General features: G+C 70.8%; 16 protein-coding genes. 8 read left to right on the forward strand and 8 right to left on the reverse strand.

What is annotated here, in order from left to right; translation table 11 throughout:
- Positions 1-2: 2 nt before the first annotated feature.
- The 3 genes from V6S67_RS14615 to V6S67_RS14625 form a co-directional block, all read right to left on the reverse strand.
- Entirely contained in the window at positions 3-707 is a 705-nt protein-coding gene (locus V6S67_RS14615) for an NUDIX hydrolase (protein WP_334210917.1), read from the reverse strand.
- A complete protein-coding gene (gene nth, locus V6S67_RS14620) occupies positions 700-1,503 on the reverse strand; it encodes an endonuclease III (protein WP_334210918.1) in 804 nt (267 codons plus the stop codon). The genes V6S67_RS14615 and nth overlap by 8 nt, the downstream gene beginning before the upstream one ends.
- Positions 1,504-1,568: 65 nt before the next feature.
- A complete protein-coding gene (locus tag V6S67_RS14625; RefSeq protein WP_334210919.1) occupies positions 1,569-3,008 on the reverse strand; it encodes a hypothetical protein in 1,440 nt (479 codons plus the stop codon).
- Between the two features lie 337 nt (positions 3,009-3,345).
- Here V6S67_RS14625 and acs point away from each other — a divergent pair, with 337 nt between their 5' ends.
- On the forward strand, positions 3,346-5,304 hold the full coding sequence (gene acs, locus V6S67_RS14630) for an acetate--CoA ligase (RefSeq protein ID WP_334210920.1): 1,959 nt from the start codon (positions 3,346-3,348) through the stop codon (positions 5,302-5,304).
- 57 nt (positions 5,305-5,361) lie between these two features.
- Here the strand turns inward: acs and V6S67_RS14635 are convergent, their stop codons facing one another.
- A complete protein-coding gene (locus V6S67_RS14635) occupies positions 5,362-5,784 on the reverse strand; it encodes an organic hydroperoxide resistance protein (protein ID WP_334210921.1) in 423 nt (140 codons plus the stop codon).
- 109 nt (positions 5,785-5,893) lie between these two features.
- On the opposite strand from V6S67_RS14635, the gene V6S67_RS14640 reads away from it, so the two are divergent.
- The 5 genes from V6S67_RS14640 (at position 5,894) to V6S67_RS14660 (ending at position 11,497) form a co-directional block, all read left to right on the forward strand.
- Positions 5,894-6,478, forward strand: coding sequence for a TetR/AcrR family transcriptional regulator (locus tag V6S67_RS14640; RefSeq protein ID WP_334210922.1), 585 nt, complete (start codon positions 5,894-5,896; stop codon positions 6,476-6,478).
- 147 nt (positions 6,479-6,625) lie between these two features.
- Entirely contained in the window at positions 6,626-7,951 is a 1,326-nt protein-coding gene (locus tag V6S67_RS14645) for an MFS transporter (protein WP_334210923.1), read from the forward strand.
- Between the two features lie 7 nt (positions 7,952-7,958).
- The gene (gene aroQ / locus V6S67_RS14650; RefSeq protein WP_334210924.1) at positions 7,959-8,444 is read left to right on the forward strand and encodes a type II 3-dehydroquinate dehydratase; all 486 of its coding nucleotides are present in this window, start codon (positions 7,959-7,961) and stop codon (positions 8,442-8,444) included.
- Between the two features lie 56 nt (positions 8,445-8,500).
- Positions 8,501-10,399, forward strand: a complete 1,899-nt coding sequence (locus V6S67_RS14655; protein WP_334210925.1) for an ABC transporter ATP-binding protein — start codon at positions 8,501-8,503, stop codon at positions 10,397-10,399.
- Positions 10,400-10,483: 84 nt separating this feature from the next.
- On the forward strand, positions 10,484-11,497 hold the full coding sequence (locus tag V6S67_RS14660) for a DUF5996 family protein (protein ID WP_334210926.1): 1,014 nt from the start codon (positions 10,484-10,486) through the stop codon (positions 11,495-11,497).
- A 174-nt stretch (positions 11,498-11,671) separates the two neighbouring features.
- Here the strand turns inward: V6S67_RS14660 and V6S67_RS14665 are convergent, their stop codons facing one another.
- From V6S67_RS14665 to V6S67_RS14675, 3 genes are all read right to left on the reverse strand, one after another.
- Positions 11,672-12,613: an ABC transporter permease gene (locus V6S67_RS14665; RefSeq protein ID WP_334210927.1), complete on the reverse strand. Its 942-nt coding sequence runs from the start codon at positions 12,611-12,613 to the stop codon at positions 11,672-11,674.
- A complete protein-coding gene (locus V6S67_RS14670) occupies positions 12,610-13,614 on the reverse strand; it encodes an ABC transporter permease (RefSeq protein ID WP_334210928.1) in 1,005 nt (334 codons plus the stop codon). The genes V6S67_RS14665 and V6S67_RS14670 overlap by 4 nt, the downstream gene beginning before the upstream one ends.
- Before the next feature lie 100 nt (positions 13,615-13,714).
- Positions 13,715-15,409 carry an ABC transporter substrate-binding protein gene (locus tag V6S67_RS14675; RefSeq protein WP_334210929.1) on the reverse strand — a complete coding sequence of 565 codons (1,695 nt, stop codon included), beginning with the start codon at positions 15,407-15,409 and terminating at the stop codon, positions 13,715-13,717.
- Between the two features lie 373 nt (positions 15,410-15,782).
- On the opposite strand from V6S67_RS14675, the gene V6S67_RS14680 reads away from it, so the two are divergent.
- A complete protein-coding gene (locus V6S67_RS14680) occupies positions 15,783-16,625 on the forward strand; it encodes a DUF2332 domain-containing protein (protein WP_334210930.1) in 843 nt (280 codons plus the stop codon).
- A gap of 15 nt (positions 16,626-16,640) precedes the next feature.
- Here V6S67_RS14680 and V6S67_RS14685 read toward each other — a convergent pair whose 3' ends face one another.
- Positions 16,641-17,840, reverse strand: coding sequence for a MarP family serine protease (locus tag V6S67_RS14685; protein ID WP_334210931.1), 1,200 nt, complete (start codon positions 17,838-17,840; stop codon positions 16,641-16,643).
- Positions 17,841-18,076: 236 nt separating this feature from the next.
- Here V6S67_RS14685 and V6S67_RS14690 point away from each other — a divergent pair, with 236 nt between their 5' ends.
- Positions 18,077-18,754, forward strand: a complete 678-nt coding sequence (locus V6S67_RS14690; protein WP_104050098.1) for a Crp/Fnr family transcriptional regulator — start codon at positions 18,077-18,079, stop codon at positions 18,752-18,754.
- Positions 18,755-18,936: the final 182 nt, after the last annotated feature.

Below are 18,936 nucleotides of genomic sequence, written 5' to 3' on the forward strand. Positions count from 1 at the left end.
GTTCAGAGAGGCGCCGGGATCTCCTGCGACCGGTCCCAGGGCACGGTCCAACCGAGCCCGTCGAACATCGCGTCGAGGAGCAACGCCGTGAACCCCCAGATCACGGCGTCGGGAGTGATGAACGCGGGCGTCCGGCTGACGAAGCCGTTCCGCCGCACCACCGCCGTCCGACGATGCGCCGGGTCGAGGAGCAGTGCCACAGGGCACCGGAAGACCGCCTCCGACTCCGCCGCGTCCACGGCGTGCACGGGCGACTGCTCCGTCCACCAGGCGACGACCGGGGTGACCAGGAAGTTGCTGACCGGGAGGCCGACCTCCGGAAGCATCCCCACGATCTCGACGCCGGCGGGATCCAGTCCCGTCTCCTCGTGCGCCTCGCGGAGGGCCGCCGCGCCCTCGTCGGCGTCGCCCGGGTCGATCGCGCCCCCGGGGAACGCCACCTGGCCGGGGTGGTTGGACAGGGAGGCGGCCCGCATCAGGAAGAGGATGTCCAGGTCGTCCCGCCCCGGACCGTTCGCAGCGGGTCCGGGGTTCACGCCGTCGCGGACCCCGAAGAGGACGAGCACAGCCGCCCGGCGGCTCCGGGCGGGATCCAGGGCGGCGAACTGCCAGCCGCCGGGACGGACCAGCGCCGAGCCCGACGCGGCCTTCGCGCTCACCCACGCGGCCAGGTGGTCGTACACCGTGCCGACCGGAGGGCTAGGCACCCAGGCCGTGCCCGGCGTCTCGGAGTTCGGCCCGGGACCGTCCACCGCGCATGAGCGCCAGCAGGTCCTCCCGGCCCGGAGCGAGTTCGTACTTGAGCAGCTTCGCGGCCTTCATCGGGTCGGTCTCCCCCTCCCCGAAGGACGGGCACAGTGCGGCGACGGGGCACACGGCACACGCCGGCTTCTTCGCGTGGCAGATCCGCCGCCCGTGGAACACCACGCGGTGGGACAGCAGGGTCCAGTCCTTGCGGTCGAAGAGGGCCGCGACGTCCATCTCCACCTTCACCGGGTCCTCGGAGGTGGTCCACCGGAACCGGCGGGCCAGTCTCCCGAAGTGGGTGTCGACGGTGATGCCCGGGACACCGAAGGCGTTCCCGAGGACCACGTTGGCGGTCTTGCGCCCGACACCGGGCAGCGTGACGAGGTCCTCCAGGCGGGCGGGGACCTCTCCGTCGAACTCGTCGACGACGCGCCGGGACAGTGCGAGGAGGCTGTTGGCCTTGGCGCGGTAGAAGCCGGTCGGCCGGATGATCTCCTGCAGTTCCACCTCGTCGGCCTCGGAGAGGGAACGGGCATCCGGGTAGCGCTCGAACAGCGCCGGCGTCGTGAGATTGACCCTCACATCGGTCGTCTGCGCCGACAGGACGGTGGCCACGAGCAGCTCGAACGCGTTCCGGAAATCGAGTTCCGCCACCGCGTACGGGTACGTCTCACCCAGGATCCTGTTGATCTTCCGCGCCCGGCGCTTGAGCGCGACCGGCGATTCCTCCTCGACCCTGGGCTTCCTGCCTGCCACGTGCGTGTCTCCTTCCAGCGGTACTTCTCGAATCACCCGGGCAGTGGCAGGGGCGGCGCTCGGCGTCAGTCGCGCGGAGCGCGCTCGATGTTGCGCAGATCCCGCAGGATGCCGACGGCACCCGTGCGCTTGTCCTGGACGAGGAACTCGCTGCCACGGTCCTCGATGCCCACCTCCCAGTCGCCCGGCTGCAGCCGGAAGACCTCGCGGCCCGTCTGCTCGTCGTAGACCGGTCGCTGGGACCCGACGGCGAACCAGAACGCCTCGACGACGGGCTCCTCGTCCGCCGAGCGGGTCGCCGTGATCGGTTCCTGCCGGGCCCGCTCGCCGGAGGTGGAGTCGGCCGCGGCATCGGTCCGTGTCGTGTCGTCACGGACGACGTCGTGGACGCGCGTCTGCTCGGGCCGGGCCGAAGCGGAGGCGGAACGGTCCGTCGCAGCGGTGCCGTCGGTGCCGTGCGAGGCTTCACGCGAGGTCTCACCCGAGGCGTCACCCGAGGTGTCACCCACAGCGTGTGCGCCCATCTGGCCGTGCGGCGCCTGGTCGGGACGCACGGCGTCTCCTGCCGCGGCATCGGAGGCCGGGGCCGTCGTCGAGGTACCGCGCTCGATGCCGGCCTGGCCGGCTGCGGCAGCGCCTGCGCCCACAGCCCCTGCACCGCCCGCTCCGTACAGGCCCGCACCGTTCTGGCGGACACCGGCGGCAGCAGGATTGATGCCGGACGGGGACGTCCGGCCCGTGCTGCCGGGAGCCGCCGCGGTCTCCGCCGGAGCTGCCGGCTTCGGCGGACGGGGGCGTGCAGCCGTGATGGGACGGGCCGCAGTGCGGGCGGGAACCTCGGGGCGGTCCGTGAAGTCGTCCTTGAGGACGGGCAGGAACGGAGCGACCACGCTCGCGGCCAGCATGCCGAGCGAACCGATCAGGGCGACCAGGGGTCCCACGTGGTACGCGGTGACGGTCTGCAGGAAGAAGAACGTCGCGGCCAGGACGGCGGTGACCGACGCGAACTGGTCGACCGACAGGGACCCCACCCGCAGCCCGGAGCTGCCCAGCCGCCGGGCGGCGAGGAGCGCCAGTGCGACGACGGGCAACAGGATGCCGATACCGATGAAGAAGAGGGACGCACTGCTCCAGAAGTTGGTGTAGAGCACGTCGCCGCCGATGAAGGGCAGCAGCGTGCCGATGAAGACGAGCGCGACGCCTCCCCCGAAGATCAGCTCCCGCAGGGTGAACGGTCCCGCGGCGGCCTTGCTCGGACCCGTCGGGGCGTCCGTCGTCGACACACCGGACGACGTACCGGAACCCGACGTGCCCGACCCGGCGGTGCCGGCTGTGGTGACGGTGCCGACGGTGCCCGACGTCACGGTGCCCGACGTCCCGGCGCTCGAGGTACCGGACCCCGTCGTCGCAGCCAGGGCGGACGCACCGTCGTCGTGTCCGGCACCCGGCCGTGATCCCGCCGATGAGACGCCGGTGGCGCGCTTCCCCTCGGATGCTTCCGTCATGGTGTACTCCCGTTCGTAGCGCTCATCGCCCGCAGCCCTCGGCCGCCGGTCGTGGATACCTCCTTCCACCCTAGCCACCGGTCCGCGCCTTCTCCACCGACGACGGGCCGTGATCGGGCGCCGCTCACCGCACAATCGCCCCAGCTCGGCTAGGTCCTGTGACGGTGGACACACAGGACCCCGGAGGACTCGGTAATGTTCCCTTGAAGCGCGCATCGCAGCGCGCACACGAGCACGCAGACACGCGGACAAGCACAGGCGCACGGCCGCCCGACCGGGCACCGGGCGTCCCGCCCACCGCCGCACACCACACGATCACGTCACAAAGGGGTAGAACATGAGCGCCGATCGCCAAGGCGACGCCTTCGAGAACCTGCTGCACGAGGAGCGCCGCTTCCCGCCGAGCGAGGAGTTCGCCGCGAACGCCGTCGCGCAGCCGTCCCTCTACGACGAGGCACGCGAGCAGGGCACGGAGTTCTGGGCCCGGCAGGCCCGGGAACTGCTCACCTGGGACCAGGACTTCACGGAGACCCTCGACTGGTCGGACGCGCCGTTCGCCAAGTGGTTCGTCGGCGGGACGGTCAACGCCGCCTACAACGCCCTGGACCGCCACGTCGAGGCCGGCCTCGGCGACCGCGTGGCGATCCACTTCGAGGGCGAGCCGGGCGACACCCGCACCATCACCTACGCGGAGCTCACCCGGGAGGTGAAGCGGGCAGCCAACGCGTTCGAGTCCCTGGGCGTCCGGAAGGGCGACCGGGTGGCCGTGTACCTGCCGATGATCCCCGAGGCCGTGGTCACGATGCTCGCCTGCGCCCGCATCGGGGCCGTGCACTCCGTGGTCTTCGGCGGCTTCTCCGCGGACGCACTGCGCAGCCGCATCGACGACGCGGAGGCGAAACTCGTCGTGACCTCCGACGGCACGTACCGCCGGGGCAAGCCGAGCGCCCTCAAGCCCGCCGTCGACGGCGCCCTCGAGCGGGAGGGCCACACGGTCACGAACGTCGTCGTGGTCCGCCGCAACAACGAGCCGGTCGCATGGACCGAGGGCCGCGACCTCTGGTGGCACGACACCGTGGACACGGCCTCCGACGAGCACACCGCCGTCGCGCACGACGCCGAGCACCCCCTCTTCATCCTGTACACCTCGGGGACCACCGGAAAGCCCAAGGGCATCCTGCACACCACCGGCGGCTACCTCACGCAGACCGCGTTCACGCACAGGAACACCTTCGACCTGCGCCCGGAGACGGACGTGTTCTGGTGCACCGCGGACATCGGCTGGGTCACCGGGCACAGCTACGTCGCGTACGCGCCCCTGGTGAACGGCGCCACGCAACTGATGTACGAGGGGACGCCGGACACCCCCCACCAGGGCCGCTGGTGGGAACTCGTCGAGAAGTACAGGGTGTCCATCCTGTACACGGCGCCGACGGCCATCCGCACGTTCATGAAGTGGGGCCGCGACATCCCGAAGAAGTACGACCTGTCCTCGATCCGCGTCCTCGGATCCGTCGGCGAGCCCATCAACCCCGAGGCGTGGATGTGGTACCGCGAGGTCATCGGCGGCGGCAAGGCCCCGATCGTCGACACCTGGTGGCAGACGGAGACCGGTGCGCACATGATCGCCCCCATGCCGGGCGTCATCGCGACCAAGCCCGGCTCGGCGCAGGTAGCGGTCCCGGGCATCGCGATCGACGTCGTCGACGAGATGGGCGAGTCGGTGCCCGACGGTTCAGGCGGGTACCTCGTCATCCGCGAGCCGTGGCCCGCCATGCTGCGCGGCATCTGGGGCGACCCGCAGCGGTTCAAGGACACCTACTGGTCGCGTTTCGACGCGATGTACTTCGCGGGCGACGGCGCCAAGAAGGACGGCGACGGCGACATCTGGCTCCTGGGCAGGGTGGACGACGTCATGAACATCTCGGGCCACCGCCTCTCGACCACCGAGATCGAGTCGGCCCTGGTGAGCCACCCGTCAGTGGCGGAGGCCGCCGTCGTCGGGGCGAGCGACGAGACGACCGGCGAGGCCGTGGTCGCGTTCGTGATCCTGCGCGGATCGGCGAAGGACGACGACGACATCGTCACGACGCTGCGGAACCACGTCGCGAAGGAGATCGGCCCCATCGCGAAGCCGCGGAACATCCTGGTGGTCCCCGAACTGCCGAAGACGCGCAGCGGGAAGATCATGCGCCGCCTGCTGAAGGACGTCGCCGAGGGCCGCGAGGTCGGTGACGCCACGACGCTGTCCGATCCGACGATCATGCAGCAGATCGCGGTCTCCCTGCGGAAGTAGCCGACAGACGCGAGAGGCCCCCGCCTGAGCGGGGGCCTCTCGCGTGTCAGGGCTGGATCAGCCGATCGTGGCGTCCACCGTGACCTCGATGTTGCCGCGCGTCGCGTTGGAGTACGGGCACACCTGGTGTGCCTGGGCGACGAGCGCGTCGGCCGTCTCCTGGTCCACCCCGCCGATCTCGGCGTGCAGGGCGACCGCGAGCTGGAACGCGCCGCCCTCCACCGGGTTGATGCTGACCTCGGCGGTGACCGCCGTGTCGCTGATCCTCGCCTTGCTGCGGCCGGCGACGAGCTTCAGGGCGCTGTGGAAGCAGGCGGAGTAGCCGAGGGCGAAGAGCTGCTCGGGGTTCGTGGCCCCACCGGCGCCGCCCATCTCCTTCGGGACCGCGAGGTCCACCACGAGCTGCCCGTCGTCGGTGTGCGCCTTGCCGTTGCGTCCGTCGCCCGTCGCCGTGGCCACTGCCGTGTAGAGAGCACTCATGCGTGTCAGACCTTCCCTCGGGGTGCCCTGTCGGCGACCCATCTCCTAGTAGACTAACTAGTCACTCTACAACGGCATAATCCACCGGTGCCGTGCGACGATCAGGAGCATGATGGACACCTCCCTGCCGGTCCGCGAGCGACTCCTCGCCTCCGCGACCCGATTGTTCGACGAGAACAGCATCCGCTCGGTCAGTGCGGACAAGGTCATCGCCGACGCCGGCACCACCAAGGTCACGTTCTACCGGCACTTCCGGTCGAAGGACCAGCTCGTGGTGGCATACCTCGACGCCCAGCTCGAACGGCTGCAGGCCGCCCTCGACGCCGAGCGGGGCGCCGGCCGGGACGCCTGCGCCCTGCTGCTCCGCCTCGCCGCGGCCAACGGGAGCGCCGCGTGCCGGCCGGGCTTCCGCGGCTGCGCCTTCATCAACGCCGCTGCCGAGTACCCGGCTGACGGCAACGTGGTCCGCGCCGCGGTCGGGCGGTACCGCGCCTGGCTGCACGGCGTGGTCGCCGGGCTGCTGGAGGAGCTGGGCGTGGACCGGCCGGGGGTCGTGGCGGACCAGCTCATCATGCTGCGCGACGGCGCGATGGTGCACGGGTTCATGGGCGATCCGGGCGCCGTCACCGAGCAGCTCGTGACGGCCGGACGGGCCATCGTCGCAGCGCACCTGAGCTCGCCCCGGCCCGCCTGACGGCGGACCCGGTCCCGGCAGGCGTCCCCCTGCGGCGCCCGGCCGGATCCTGCCGCGAGCGCTCCGCGATCATGCGGGAGGGACGGCTGATGTGACGTTCGTCCTGAAACGTGGCCCGCATGCCGGGGCGGGAGGACAATCTTCAGCGTGTCCACTACCGTCCAGCAGCCCCCCGTCACGAATCCACGCATGGCCCGCCGCGTCGCCGGCGCCTCCTTCGTCGGAACGGCCCTCGAGTCCTACGACTTCTACGTCTTCGGCACCGCCGCCGCGCTCGTGTTCAACGTCGTCTTCTTCACCGAGCAGGATCCCCTGGCCGGGACCCTCTCGGCCTTCCTCGTGTTCGCCATGGGGTTCGTCGCCCGCCCGCTCGGCGCGATCCTCTTCGGCCACCTCGGGGACCGGATCGGCCGCAAGCGGACCTTGATCTGGACCATCACCCTCATGGGCCTGGCCACCGGCACCGTGGGCCTGCTGCCCGACTACAACACCATCGGCATCTGGGCGCCCATCATCCTCACCGCGCTGCGCTTCCTGCAGGGACTCTCCCTGGGCGGCGAGTGGGGCGGCTCCATCCTCATCGCGACCGAGCACGCCGAACCCCGCAAGCGGGCGCTGTATGCGTCCATCCCCCAGCTCGGCTCCCCCGTGGGCACCATGCTGATCTCGGCCATCTTCCTGGTGCTCGCCGTCGTGGCCCCCGACATCATGACCACCTGGGGCTGGCGCATCCCGTTCCTGCTCGCGTTCCCCTTCCTCGCCGTCGCGATCTACCTGCGCCTCGCCATCGACGAGACACCCGTGTTCAGGCAGGCGAGCGAGGGACACCAGCTGCCCCGCATCCCCTTCCTCGAGGTCCTGAAGTCCCAGCCGGTCGCGATCGTCGTCGCCATCGCCTCCGCCGTCCTCGGCATCGGCTCCTACTTCCTCATGGTCACGTACACCCAGGCGTACGGCACCGAGACGCTCGGCCTCTCCCAGGCCACGGTGCTCAACGCCGCACTCGTCGGATCGATCCTCCAGCTCGGCACCATCCCGGCGTTCGGCTACCTCGCGATGCGCATCGGCTCCGCGAAGGTCGTCGCGGGCGGGGCCCTCGGGACGGCGCTGATCGCCTTCCCGCTGTACTGGGTCATCAGCATCGCCACCGAACCGATGTACATCGCCGCGATCATCCTCGGCGGCATCCTCCCGACGGCGAGCTGGGCCGCCCTCGGCGGACTGATGGCGGACATCTTCAGGCCGGCGACGGCGTTCACCGCCCTCTCCTTCGCCTACAGCATCGCCGCGATCGTGGCCGGCTTCGCACCGTCGATCACGCAGCAGTTCGGCATCGCCACCGATGGCGCGTGGTGGCACCCCGGCGTCGTCCTCGCCGCCATGAGCCTCGTGACGGTGGCGGGGGCCCTCGGTGCCGTGCGGCTGCGGGCACGGCTCGCCGATCCGGTGACCGCCACCATGCGTGCGGCATAGTGGGGGCATGACCCCGCGCACGCCCAGCATCCTCGTGATCAACGGACCGAACCTGAACCTGCTCGGCACGCGTGAGCCGGCCGTGTACGGGACGGCCACGCTCGACGACGTCGTCCGCCTCGCCGCGGACACCGCGCAGGAGCGCGGGTGCACCACCTCGGCGATGCAGTCCAACCACGAGGGCGAGATCATCGACGCCATCCACGCGGCGCGGTCGACGAGCCACGGGATCGTCATCAACGCCGGCGCCCTCACGCACACGTCGATCGCCATCCGCGACGCCCTGGCCGGCGTGGGCCTGCCCGTGGTCGAGGTGCACATCAGCAACGTGCACCGGCGCGAGGAGTTCAGGCACCACTCCTACATCTCCGGGGTGGCCGATGCCGTGATCGTGGGCGCGGGCATCGACGGCTACCGCCTCGCCGTCGACCACCTCGCCGGTCTGCTCACCGCCGACGCCGACGCCGGCACGGCATCGTTCCCGAAAAGTTAGCGCCGCCCGTCGCCGGGCGGACGGCGTCGGGCCCTCCCATAGGGCACGATGGTGCTATGACGGACATCACTCCTGCCGGTAGCGCGCCCGCCCAGCCCGAGAACCCCGATGCACCCCTGCTCGAGGTGCGGAACCTGGCGGTGACCTTCCGGACCACCCACGGCGAGGTCCACGCGGTCGAGGACGCGAGTTTCAGCCTCAAGCGCGGCAGCGCCCTGGCGATCGTGGGCGAGTCGGGCTCGGGCAAGTCGACGACGGCGATGGCCTGCATCGGCCTGCTGCCCGGTAACGGGCGGGTGACCTCGGGCAGCATCCTGTTCGAGGGCCAGGATCTCGCGACCCTGCCGGAGGCGAAGATGCGCGCCATCCGTGGCCGGGCGATCGGCCTCGTGCCCCAGGACCCGATGTCCAACCTGAATCCGGTGACGAAGATCGGCACGCAGGTCGCCGAGACGCTCCTGGTCCACGGCATGGCCACCAAGAAGAACGTCAAGCAGCGCGTCATCGAGGTCCTGACCGCCGCCGGGCTGCCCGACGCCGGCGAGCGCGCCAAGCAGTACCCGCACGAGTTCTCCGGCGGTATGCGGCAACGGGCCCTCATCGCGATCGGCCTCGCCTGCCAGCCGCGGCTCCTCGTCGCCGACGAGCCGACGTCGGCCCTCGACGTCACGGTGCAGCGCACCATCCTCGACCAGATCGAATCGATGACGGAGCAGCTCGGCACGTCGGTGCTCCTCATCACGCACGACCTCGGCCTCGCCGCCGAGCGCGCCTCGCAGCTCGTGGTCATGCACCGCGGGCGCGTGGTCGAGACCGGGCCGGCCGAGCAGCTGCTCAACGATCCGCAGCACCCCTACACGCAGTCCCTCGTCCGCGCGGCTCCCAGCGTCGCCGCGGTGCGCCTGCGGCCCGGCGCGTTCACCGCGGATGCCGCGTCGCGCCTCAAACTGGCCGAGGCGGTCTTCGCAGAGCACGAGGCGGAGCACGCCGGTGGGCACGACGGTGCGCACGCCGGTGGACACGGCCACGACGCCGCGCACGCGCCGTCGGGTGCCCACGCCGCGACGTCGTCGTCGGACCGGGCGGCAGGGCCGGCCGGGGCGGCAGGGATCGATGCGGCGTCCGGGGTCACGGGCAGGGCGGCCCACGGCGCTCCCCCGAACATCGTGGAGATCCGCGACCTCACGAAGATCTACAAGCGGCGCGGCAGCAAGGAGGACTTCTACGCGGCGAAGAACGTGACGCTGGACGTCCCGCGTGGGCAGACCGTCGCGATCGTCGGCGAGTCCGGCTCGGGCAAGACCACCACGGCGCGGATGCTGCTGAAGCTCATCGAGCCGACGTCGGGCACCATGACGTTCGACGGCATGGACGTGGCCACGCTCGACAAGGCGCAGCTCTCCGACTTCCGCCAGCGCGTGCAGCCCATCTTCCAGGATCCGTACTCGTCCCTGAACCCCATGTTCACGATCGAGCGCATCGTCGAGGAACCACTCAACGCCTACCACCGCGGCTCGAAGAAGGAGCGTGCGGCGCGGGTCCGTGAGCTGATGGACCAGGTCTCCCTTCCGCAGAACGCCCTGCGGCGCTACCCGGCGGAGCTCTCGGGCGGGCAGCGGCAGCGCGTCGCGATCGCACGGGCGCTCGCCCTGCAGCCCGAACTGATCGTGTGCGACGAGCCCGTGTCCGCGCTCGACGTGCTGGTGCAGGCGCAGATCCTCAAGCTCCTCGGTGACCTGCAGTCCGAGCTGGGGCTGAGCTACCTGTTCATCTCCCACGACCTCGCCGTGGTGCGCCTCATCTCGGACTACGTGTGCGTGATGAAGGACGGCGAGCTCGTGGAGGCCGCCAGTTCCGAGGAGGTCTTCCAGAACCCGCGGCACCCGTACACGCGCCGGTTGCTCGCCTCCATCCCGGGCAACGAGCTGAACATCGACGAGGAGCTCGCCTCCTGATCGGGGCAGGACCGCGCCGCTGCTGTCCCCCGGGCGAGGCAGCCCCTACTGTGGTCTGATCCACCGGACAGCGGGAGGCACACGATGAGCGAGCAGCACGGCACGCCCAGCACGCCCAGCACGCCCAGCACGGGCACGGCAGGCGGCATGATGACGGCGGACGGGGAGCGGGACGCCTGGCCCCGGCTGCGCGTCGCGGACTGGCAGGACACGCAGGCGACCCTGCACATGTGGCTGCAGGTGGTCGGCAAGATCCGCATGGCGCACGCGCCGCTGGTCAACCACTGGTGGCAGGTGCCGCTGTACGTGACGCCGCGGGGACTCGGCACGTCCGCGATCCCGTACCGCGCGGGCATGTTCGACCTCGAGGTCGACGTCGTCGCGCACCGCCTGCTCGTCCGCAGCAGCTCCGGCGAGGACCGCAGCGTGCCCCTCGAGCCGCAGTCCGTCGCCAGGTTCCACGAGCGGACCATGGCGGCGCTGTCGGACCTGGGGATCGAGGCGCCCATCCGGCCCGTGCCCACGGAGGTGGACCCCGCCGTCCCTTTCGCCGAGGACCATCACCACACGTCCTACGATCCCGGCGCGGTGACGGCGTTCTGGCGGCAGCTCGTCCAGGCCGAGCGTGTGCTCACGCGGTTCCGCGCCGAGTTCCTCGGCAAGGTGAGCCCCGTGCACTTCTTCTGGGGAGCCATGGACCTCGCCTGCACGCGTTTCTCGGGCCGACCCGCACCTCTGCACCCCGGCGGCGCTCCGAACTGCGCCGACTGGGTCATGCAGGAGGGCTACTCGCACGAGCTCTCCAGCTGCGGATTCTGGCCCGGAGGCGGCGAGGAGGGCGCCTTCTACTCGTACGCGTACCCGGAGCCCGAGGGCTACCGTGACGCCGTGATCGGCGTCGAGGGCGCCTTCTACAGCGACGGGTTCCGCCAGTTCCTCCTGCCCTACGAGGCCGTGCGCACCGCGGCGGACCCTGACGCCACCCTGCTCGAGTTCCTGCGCGCCACCTATCGCGCCGCCGCGACCACGGGCTCCTGGGACCCCGATCTGCTGATCGATCCGCATCGCCTCGACCGACACACGCGGTCGGCGCGGTAGGCGCGGGACGGGCCGGTACGTGAGCCTCGGATCGTTCAGCCCGTGCAGCCCGTGCAGGCCGTGCAGGCCGTGCAGCCCGTGCAGCCCGTGAGAACGCGTAAGGGCCCGGACACGACGGCGGCCACCACCCGTCGCGGGTGATGGCCGCCGTCGTGCGCGGGTCCTGGCGCGGGACTACTTGCGCCGGGTCTTCGGGTCGAGCGCCTCACGCAGCGATTCGCCCAGCAGCGTGAATCCGAGTGCCGTGATCGCGATGCACGCACCGGGCAGGAAGGCGAGCTGCGGTGCGACCGCGAGTTCCGCCTGCGCGTAGGTGAGCATGCGCCCCCACTCCGCGGCCTGGGGCAGCCCGCCGCCGAGACCGAGGAACGACAGGGCTGCGGCGTCGATGACCGCGGTGGCGAGCGTCAGGGTGGCCTGGACGATCACCGGCCCCATGCTGTTCGGCAGCAGGTGGCTCATCGTGATGGTGCGGCGGCTGAGCCCCAGGGTCTGCGCCGCCAGGATGTAGTCGGCGCCGCGCTGGGACAGCATCGACGAGCGCAGGAGCCGCGCGAAGATGGGGATCTGCGAGACGCCGATCGCGATCATGATGGCGTACGAACTCTGGCCGAGGACCGCTGCGATGCTGACGGCGAGGAGCAGGTTGGGCACCGACAGCAGGATGTCGACGAAACGCATGATGACGTTGTCCACCCAGCCGCCGAGGCCGCCGGCAAGGATGCCGAGCAGCATGCCGCCCGCGAGGCCGAGCGCCGTCGAGACGACGCCGATCAGGAGCGAGGCCTGGGCGCCCCACATCAGCTTGCTCAGGACGTCCCCGCCGAAACGGTCGAGCCCGAGGGGGAAGCCCTCGATCTGCCCGGGGCCCGGGATGGTGGTGGGCGTGATGGAGGTACGGCCCGGGAGCTCGTTGCCGCCGTACGGCGCGAGGATCGGGGCGAGGACGGCCACGAGCAGGAACAGTCCGATGATGACGGCGCCCACGATCGCCTGCGGGTTCCGGCGGAGGCGGAGGAACGCGTCCTTCCACAGTCCGGTCCCTCCCCCGGTGTCGACCGCGGGATCGGTGGGGGCCGCTGAACCGCCGGCGGCGGGAGGCAGGATGGCACTCATTGCACACGCACCCTCGGGTCGATGACGGAGTAGGACAGGTCGACGATCAGGTTGATCAGTGCGTAGAGGATCGCGATGAAGATGATGAAGCCCTGGAGCACGGGGTAGTCGAGGCCGAAGATGGCGTCGCGCAGGAACCGGCCGATGCCGTTGAACGCGAACACCGTCTCGGTGAGCACCGCCCCCGAGATGAGCAGGCCGAGCTGCAGGCCGATCGTGGTGACGACGGGCAGCATGGCGTTGCGCAGGATGAAGCTGCCCCGGATGGTGCGCTCCATGAGGCCCTTCGCCCGCGCGGTGCGGACGTAGTCGGCGTTCTGCACCTCGAGGACCGACGCACGCGTGATCCGGACGATGATCGCGAGCGGGATGGTGCCGAGCGCCAGGCCGGGCAGGATCAGGTGCAGGAAGGCGTCCCAGGCGGCGTCGTACTCGCCCGTCAGCAGGCCGTCCAGCACGTAGAACTGCGTGTAGTGGGTGGCGTCGATGCGGGGGCTCTGCCGGCCGTCGGGCGGCAGGAGGGACCACTGGATGGCGAACAGGTACTTGAGGATGAAGGCCAGGAAGAACACCGGGATGGTGATCCCGACGAGGCTCAGCACCACCGAGCCGTGGTCCAGGAACCGGCCGTAGTGGCGTGCGGCGAGGTAGCCGAGCGGGATGCCGACGCCGATCGCGAAGACGAGGGCCACGACGGTGAGCTCGAGTGTCGCGGGGAACCGGGTGGCGAACTCCTCGAGCACCGGGCGGCCCGTGTTGATGGAGACGCCGAAGTCGCCCTGCAGCAGCTTGCCCATGTAGGTCAGGTACTGGGTGATGAGCGGGCGGTCGAAGCCGTAGAGCTCGTTGACCCGGGCGATGGCCTCGGGGGTGGCCTTCTCGCCGAGCAGGGCCGTGGCCGGGCCGCCGGGGAGGTTGCGCACCCACAGGAACAGCAGGATGGACAGGCCGAACAGGGTGGGGATGAGCAGGGCTATCCGTTTACCGATGACGCGTAACACTGGAGGTCCTTCCGGGTTGACCGGCGGGCAGCCGGGCAGGGGTAGCACACGCACGGGCCGGCCACCGTGATCAGTGGCCGGCCCGTGCTGCGGGTCGCTGCTACTCGCTCAGCTCGATGTCGGTGAAGACCTCGTCGTTGACGGGGCTCGCCGGGTAGGAGGTGACGCGCGGCGCGAACGCCAGCGACGGTGCGGGGTGGGCGAGCGGGATGGCCGGGTTGAACTCGGCGATCTGCTCGTTGATCTCCTTGTAGAGCTCCGTCTGCTGGTCGCGGTCGCTGACGCCGCGGGCCTCGTCGAGGGCCGCGAACAGTTCGGGGTTGTTGAAGCCGAACTCCAGCTTCTCCTGGCCGAAGAACACGCCGATGAAGTTGTCCGTGTCGTTGTAGTCACCGGTCCAGCCGAGCAGGTGCAGGCCGTGGTCCGGGGTGCCCTGGACCTGGTTGAGGTAGTCGGGCGACCAGGCTGCGGGAGCCGGCGTGACCGTGATGCCCACCTCGTCGAGCTGCGCCTGCAGGTTGGTGAAGACCTGCTCGGGCGTCGGCATGTACGGGCGCGAGACGTTCGTCGGGTAGTTGAACGTGACCTCGAAGCCGTCGGGGTAGCCCGCCTCGGCGAGCAGTTCCTTCGCACGCTCGGGGTCGTAGTCGTAGGTGGTGACGTCCTCGTTGTAGCCGTCGACGACCTCGGGGATGAACTGCGTGGCGACCTCCGTGCCCTCGGGCAGGGTCTGGGCCACGAGCGCGTCCTTGTCGATCGCGTGGGCGATGGCCTCGCGGACCTTCGGGTCCTTGAGCTCGGGGATGGCCTGGTTCATGCCCAGGTAGAGGATGGTGAACGGGTCGCGCGGCGTGATGTTGTAGCCGGCGTCCTTCAGCGACTGGGTGTCCGCGGGTGCCACGAGGTCGTAGCCGTCGATGTCGCCGGCCTCGAGGGCCTGGCGGCGTGCCTGCGGGTCGTCGATGATGCGGAAGATCGTGTTCGTGATCTGCCCCTTCTCGCCCCAGTAGTCGTCGTAGATGGACAGTTCGAGCTGCTGGCCGACGTTCCAGGCGTCGAACTTGAACGGACCGGTACCGACGGGGTGGCCGAGCGCGTACTCGCTGAGCGAGGGGGCCTCGGCGGTGCCGCCGATCTCGTCGGCCGCGTACTCCTCGAGGGCCGTGGGACTCTGCATCGCGAAGGCCGGCAGCGACAGTGCTGCGATGAACCCGGCGAAGGGCTTGGCGAGGTTGATGGTGACCTCGTTGTCGCCATTGGCCTCGCAGGACTCGTAGACGGCCTTGTCCGGGCTGTCGGCGAAGCCGCGGAACAGGGAGCCGTAGTAGTACGACGTCGTCTCGGCCTGCTGGATGCCCGTCCAGTTGTACCAGCGGTCGAAGTTGAAGCAGACGGCTTCCGCGTCGAACGGGGTGCCGTCGTGGAAGGTGACGCCCTCCTTGAGCTGGAAGACCGTGGACAGGCCGTCCTCGGCCGTCTCCCAGGATTCGGCGAGCAGGGGTGCGGGGTCGGCGGTGCCGGGCTCGACGCCCACGAGGCCCTCGAAGATCTGGCGGCTGACGCGGAAGGACTCGCCGTCACTGGCGAACGCGGGGTCCAGCGACTTCGGGTCGGAGGAGGCGGCGAAGACGAAGGTGGAGTCGACAGCGGCGTCGCCCTCCGCCCCGGTGCTCTCCTCGCGCTGGCTCTGCACGCAGCCGGTGAGGAGGAGCGCTGCGATGGAGAATCCTGCTGTGAGCGCCGCGCGTTTCCTCGCGAAACCTGCGCCGTGCACGGATGTGCCTGGGTTGGACATGTAGTACTCCTGGTGGACGAGTGATTCCTACCGGATGGACCGGTAGCCATGGGGACCACGACGGCGAACGCGCTGATCCGTGTGACGAGCCTAACTTCCGGGCAGCCCGCCAGCAGTATTTCGGCGGCATAGGTGGTTACGATTTGGCATCGCGGGTGCTACGGCCGAGGCCGGTAACGCCCCGGAAACCGCTGCGAAACCGGAGGACCCATGAACGGGACAGAGACGGCAACATCGGTGCGCTACCGGCGCTTCGCGGAGGTCGACGCCCGCGGCTACTCGCCCCTGTACGACGAGTGGTGCACGGGTGTCAGCGAGGACGACGAGGTCCTCGCCCTCCTCGACACCCTCCCCCCCGGCGCGCAGGCAGCCCGTGCTGTTCCTCGGGGCGGTGCGCTTCGTGGGGGTCCCCCTCGAGGGCTACGGCGTCTTCCGGGCGTTCGTCGTCGGACACTGGGCGGAGATCCGCTCGGTGCTGGAGACCCGGACCACCCAGACCAACGAGGCCGGGCGCTGCGCCGTCCTGCTGCCGAGCCTCGCGGCGATCAGCGCAGAGGAGGGGCGGCCCCTGGCCCTGATCGAGGTCGGGGCGTCGGCGGGTGCCTGCCTCTACCCGGACCGGTACGCGTACTCCTACGCGCCCGGCCCGTTCCTCGAGCCCGACGGCGGCTCACCCGTGCCTCCGCTCGCCTGCTCCGTGGCCGGCGACGTGCCGCTGCCCTCGGCGCTGCCCGTCGTGGCCTGGCGCGCGGGCATCGACCTGAACCCGCTCGACGCCCGCGACGACGACGACGTCCGCTGGCTCGAGGCGCTCGTCTGGCCCGAGCACGTGTTCCGCGCGGAGCGCCTCCGGGCCGCGCTCGGCGTCGTCCGGCAGGATCCCCCGCTGCTCGTCCGCGGCGACCTGAACGAGCAGATCGCCCCGCTCGTCCGGCGCGCACCGCACGACGCCGTGGTCGTCGTGTTCCACAGTGCCGTCCTCGCGTACCTGGACGCCGCCGGCCGGCGCAGGTTCCACGACACCATGACGGCTTTCACGGCCGACCGGGACCGCCCCGTGCACTGGCTCTCCCACGAGGGCCACGGCGTCCTCGACGGCGTGCCCGGCGCGATGGAGAAGGTGCCGGGCGAGCAGGACGGGAGGTTCGTGCTGCAGCACAACGGGCGGTCGGTGGCGCGCACCGGGCCGCACGGGCAGTCGATCGAGTGGCTCTAGCGGAGCCGGCGCCGCCTAGCCACGCGTGCACTGTCCGGCGGAGACGGCGTCGGCGAGCTCCGGTGCACCCTCGGCGACGGGCCGCAGCTCCTCGAGGGACAGCGCGTACCCCACCGGCGCGTCCGCCGTCGACTTCGCGAAGACCATGCCCGCCACCCGGCCCTGCAGGTCGAGCAGCGGCCCGCCGGAGTTCCCCTGCTGCACGTTCGCGGCGAGGCTGTAGACCTGGAGCGGCTGCGGGTCGGCGCCGTAGATGTTGTTGACCAGCACCGGCGAGAGTCCCTGGATGCTCGCGGGCTGGATCCGGTAGGGGCCACCCGCGGGATATCCGGCGAATGCCGCCGTCGTCCCCTGCCCGAGGTCGTCGCCGAGCGGAAGCGGTGCGGCGCCCAGCTCGTCGACGGCGATCACCGCGATGTCGCGGGCCGTGTCCAGCTGCACCACGCGGCCCGGCAGCGCACCGCCCCCGGGGACCTCGACCACGGGCTCGTCCACCCCGGCGACCACGTGGGCGTTCGTGATCACCCGGCCCGGGGCGACGACGAACCCCGACCCGGTCTGGTTCTGGCCGCACTGGAAGGCCGTGCCGGTGATGCGGACCACCGAGGCGGCCGCCGCGGCGAGCTCGGGGGTGTCCACCGAGGCGTCGGGTACCACCGCCGGCGCCGCGGGCCCCACGCTCTCGAGGATGGTCGGGATCCCGTCGTCGACCGCGATGGTGCGCAGCTGCGCCATCCAGGTGCGCACCGGACCCGGGGTGGCCGTGTCGATCCCCTGGATCACCCGCGAGGCCGCCAGCGGCTGGGAGAGGAAGGGCACGCCCAGGGTGCCGACGCTGAACGCGAGCATCGACAGCACGAGGGCGGCGACGACGACGTTGACGACGCCGCCGAGGATCCGGTCCACGATGCGCAGGGGCGGGAAGTCCGACCAGCGCCGGATGGAGGCGCCGAGCGCCGACCCGACGGCCTGCCCGACGATGACCAGCACCACGACCGTGCCGATGACCGCGATGAGGCGCCACGGGTTGTCGGGCACCCAGGCGCTGACGAGCGGGATCGCGAAGAACGCCGCGACGGCCCCGCCGACGAACCCGGCGATGCCGCCGAGGGTCACCAGGAAGCCGTTGCGGATCCCGGCCACGAGATAGCCGAGGAGGACCACCACCAGCACGAGGTCGAGGAGCGTGAACCCCTCGAGGCTGAATTCGGGCACGTACGTTCTCCTGGCTCTGGACGGCAGGAGGATCGCGCGCCTCCGGACACTGCGTGCGATTCTAGCCGCGCAGCATGGGAAGAAGCATGGCAGCCGGCTGTGGACAGGCCCCGAGGAGCCCGGAATACCGGGCAGTGGAGCGTGTATCAGTCGTCACAGGCGCTCCGGTACGGCAAGATGGTCAGCAGAAGACAGCGGGGACCGCCGCGGAACGACGCAATTCATCAGGAGATTTCATGGACATCGAGGTACTGCGCCGGGCGCCCCTCTTCGCATCACTGGGAGACGACGTCTTCGCGGCGCTCACGGACGAGCTGATCGAGGTCGACCTCCCCCGCGGTTCGTCGGTCTTCCGTGAGGGCGACCAGGGCGACCAGCTGTACTTCATCGTCTCCGGCAAGATCAAGCTCGGGCGCACCGCGCAGGACGGGCGCGAGAACCTGCTCGCGATCCTCGGCCCCGGCGAGCTGTTCGGCGAGATGGCGCTGTTCGACCCCAGCCCGCGCACCGCGACGGCGACCGCCGTATCCGAGACGCGCCTCGCGGGCCTGAAGAACGAGGACCTGCGGACGCTGCTCGAGACGCGCCCCGAGGTGTCGGCGCAGCTCCTGCAGGCGCTCGCCCGCCGCCTCCGCCGCACCAACGAGTCCCTCGCGGACCTCGTGTTCTCCGACGTCCCGGGGCGCGTGGCCAAGGCCCTGCTCGACCTCGCGGACCGCTTCGGCCGCCCCGCGACCGACGGCATCCTCGTGGCGCACGAACTCACGCAGGAGGAACTGGCCCAGCTCGTCGGGGCATCGCGCGAGACCGTCAACAAGGCGCTCGCCGAGTTCGTGCAGCGCGGCTGGCTCCGCCTCGAGGCGCGCGCCGTCGTCATCCTCGACATCCAGCGCCTGCGCCAGCGCAGCCGCTGACCCGGCCCGGCTCTGCCCGGCTCTGCCCTGTCCGGCTCGGCCGGGAATGACGGAAGGCACCCGCCGTGCGGCGGGTGCCTTCCGTGGTTCCGGGCGATCGTGGTCGGTGTGCGGCGTCGGACCGCACGACGGCCGCGCGTCGGGCGGGCGGGGACGCGGGACGGGGGGATGATGCGGGACGG

It is taken from the genome of Arthrobacter sp. Soc17.1.1.1 (genome assembly GCF_036867195.1).
Taxonomy (GTDB): domain Bacteria; phylum Actinomycetota; class Actinomycetes; order Actinomycetales; family Micrococcaceae; genus Arthrobacter_D.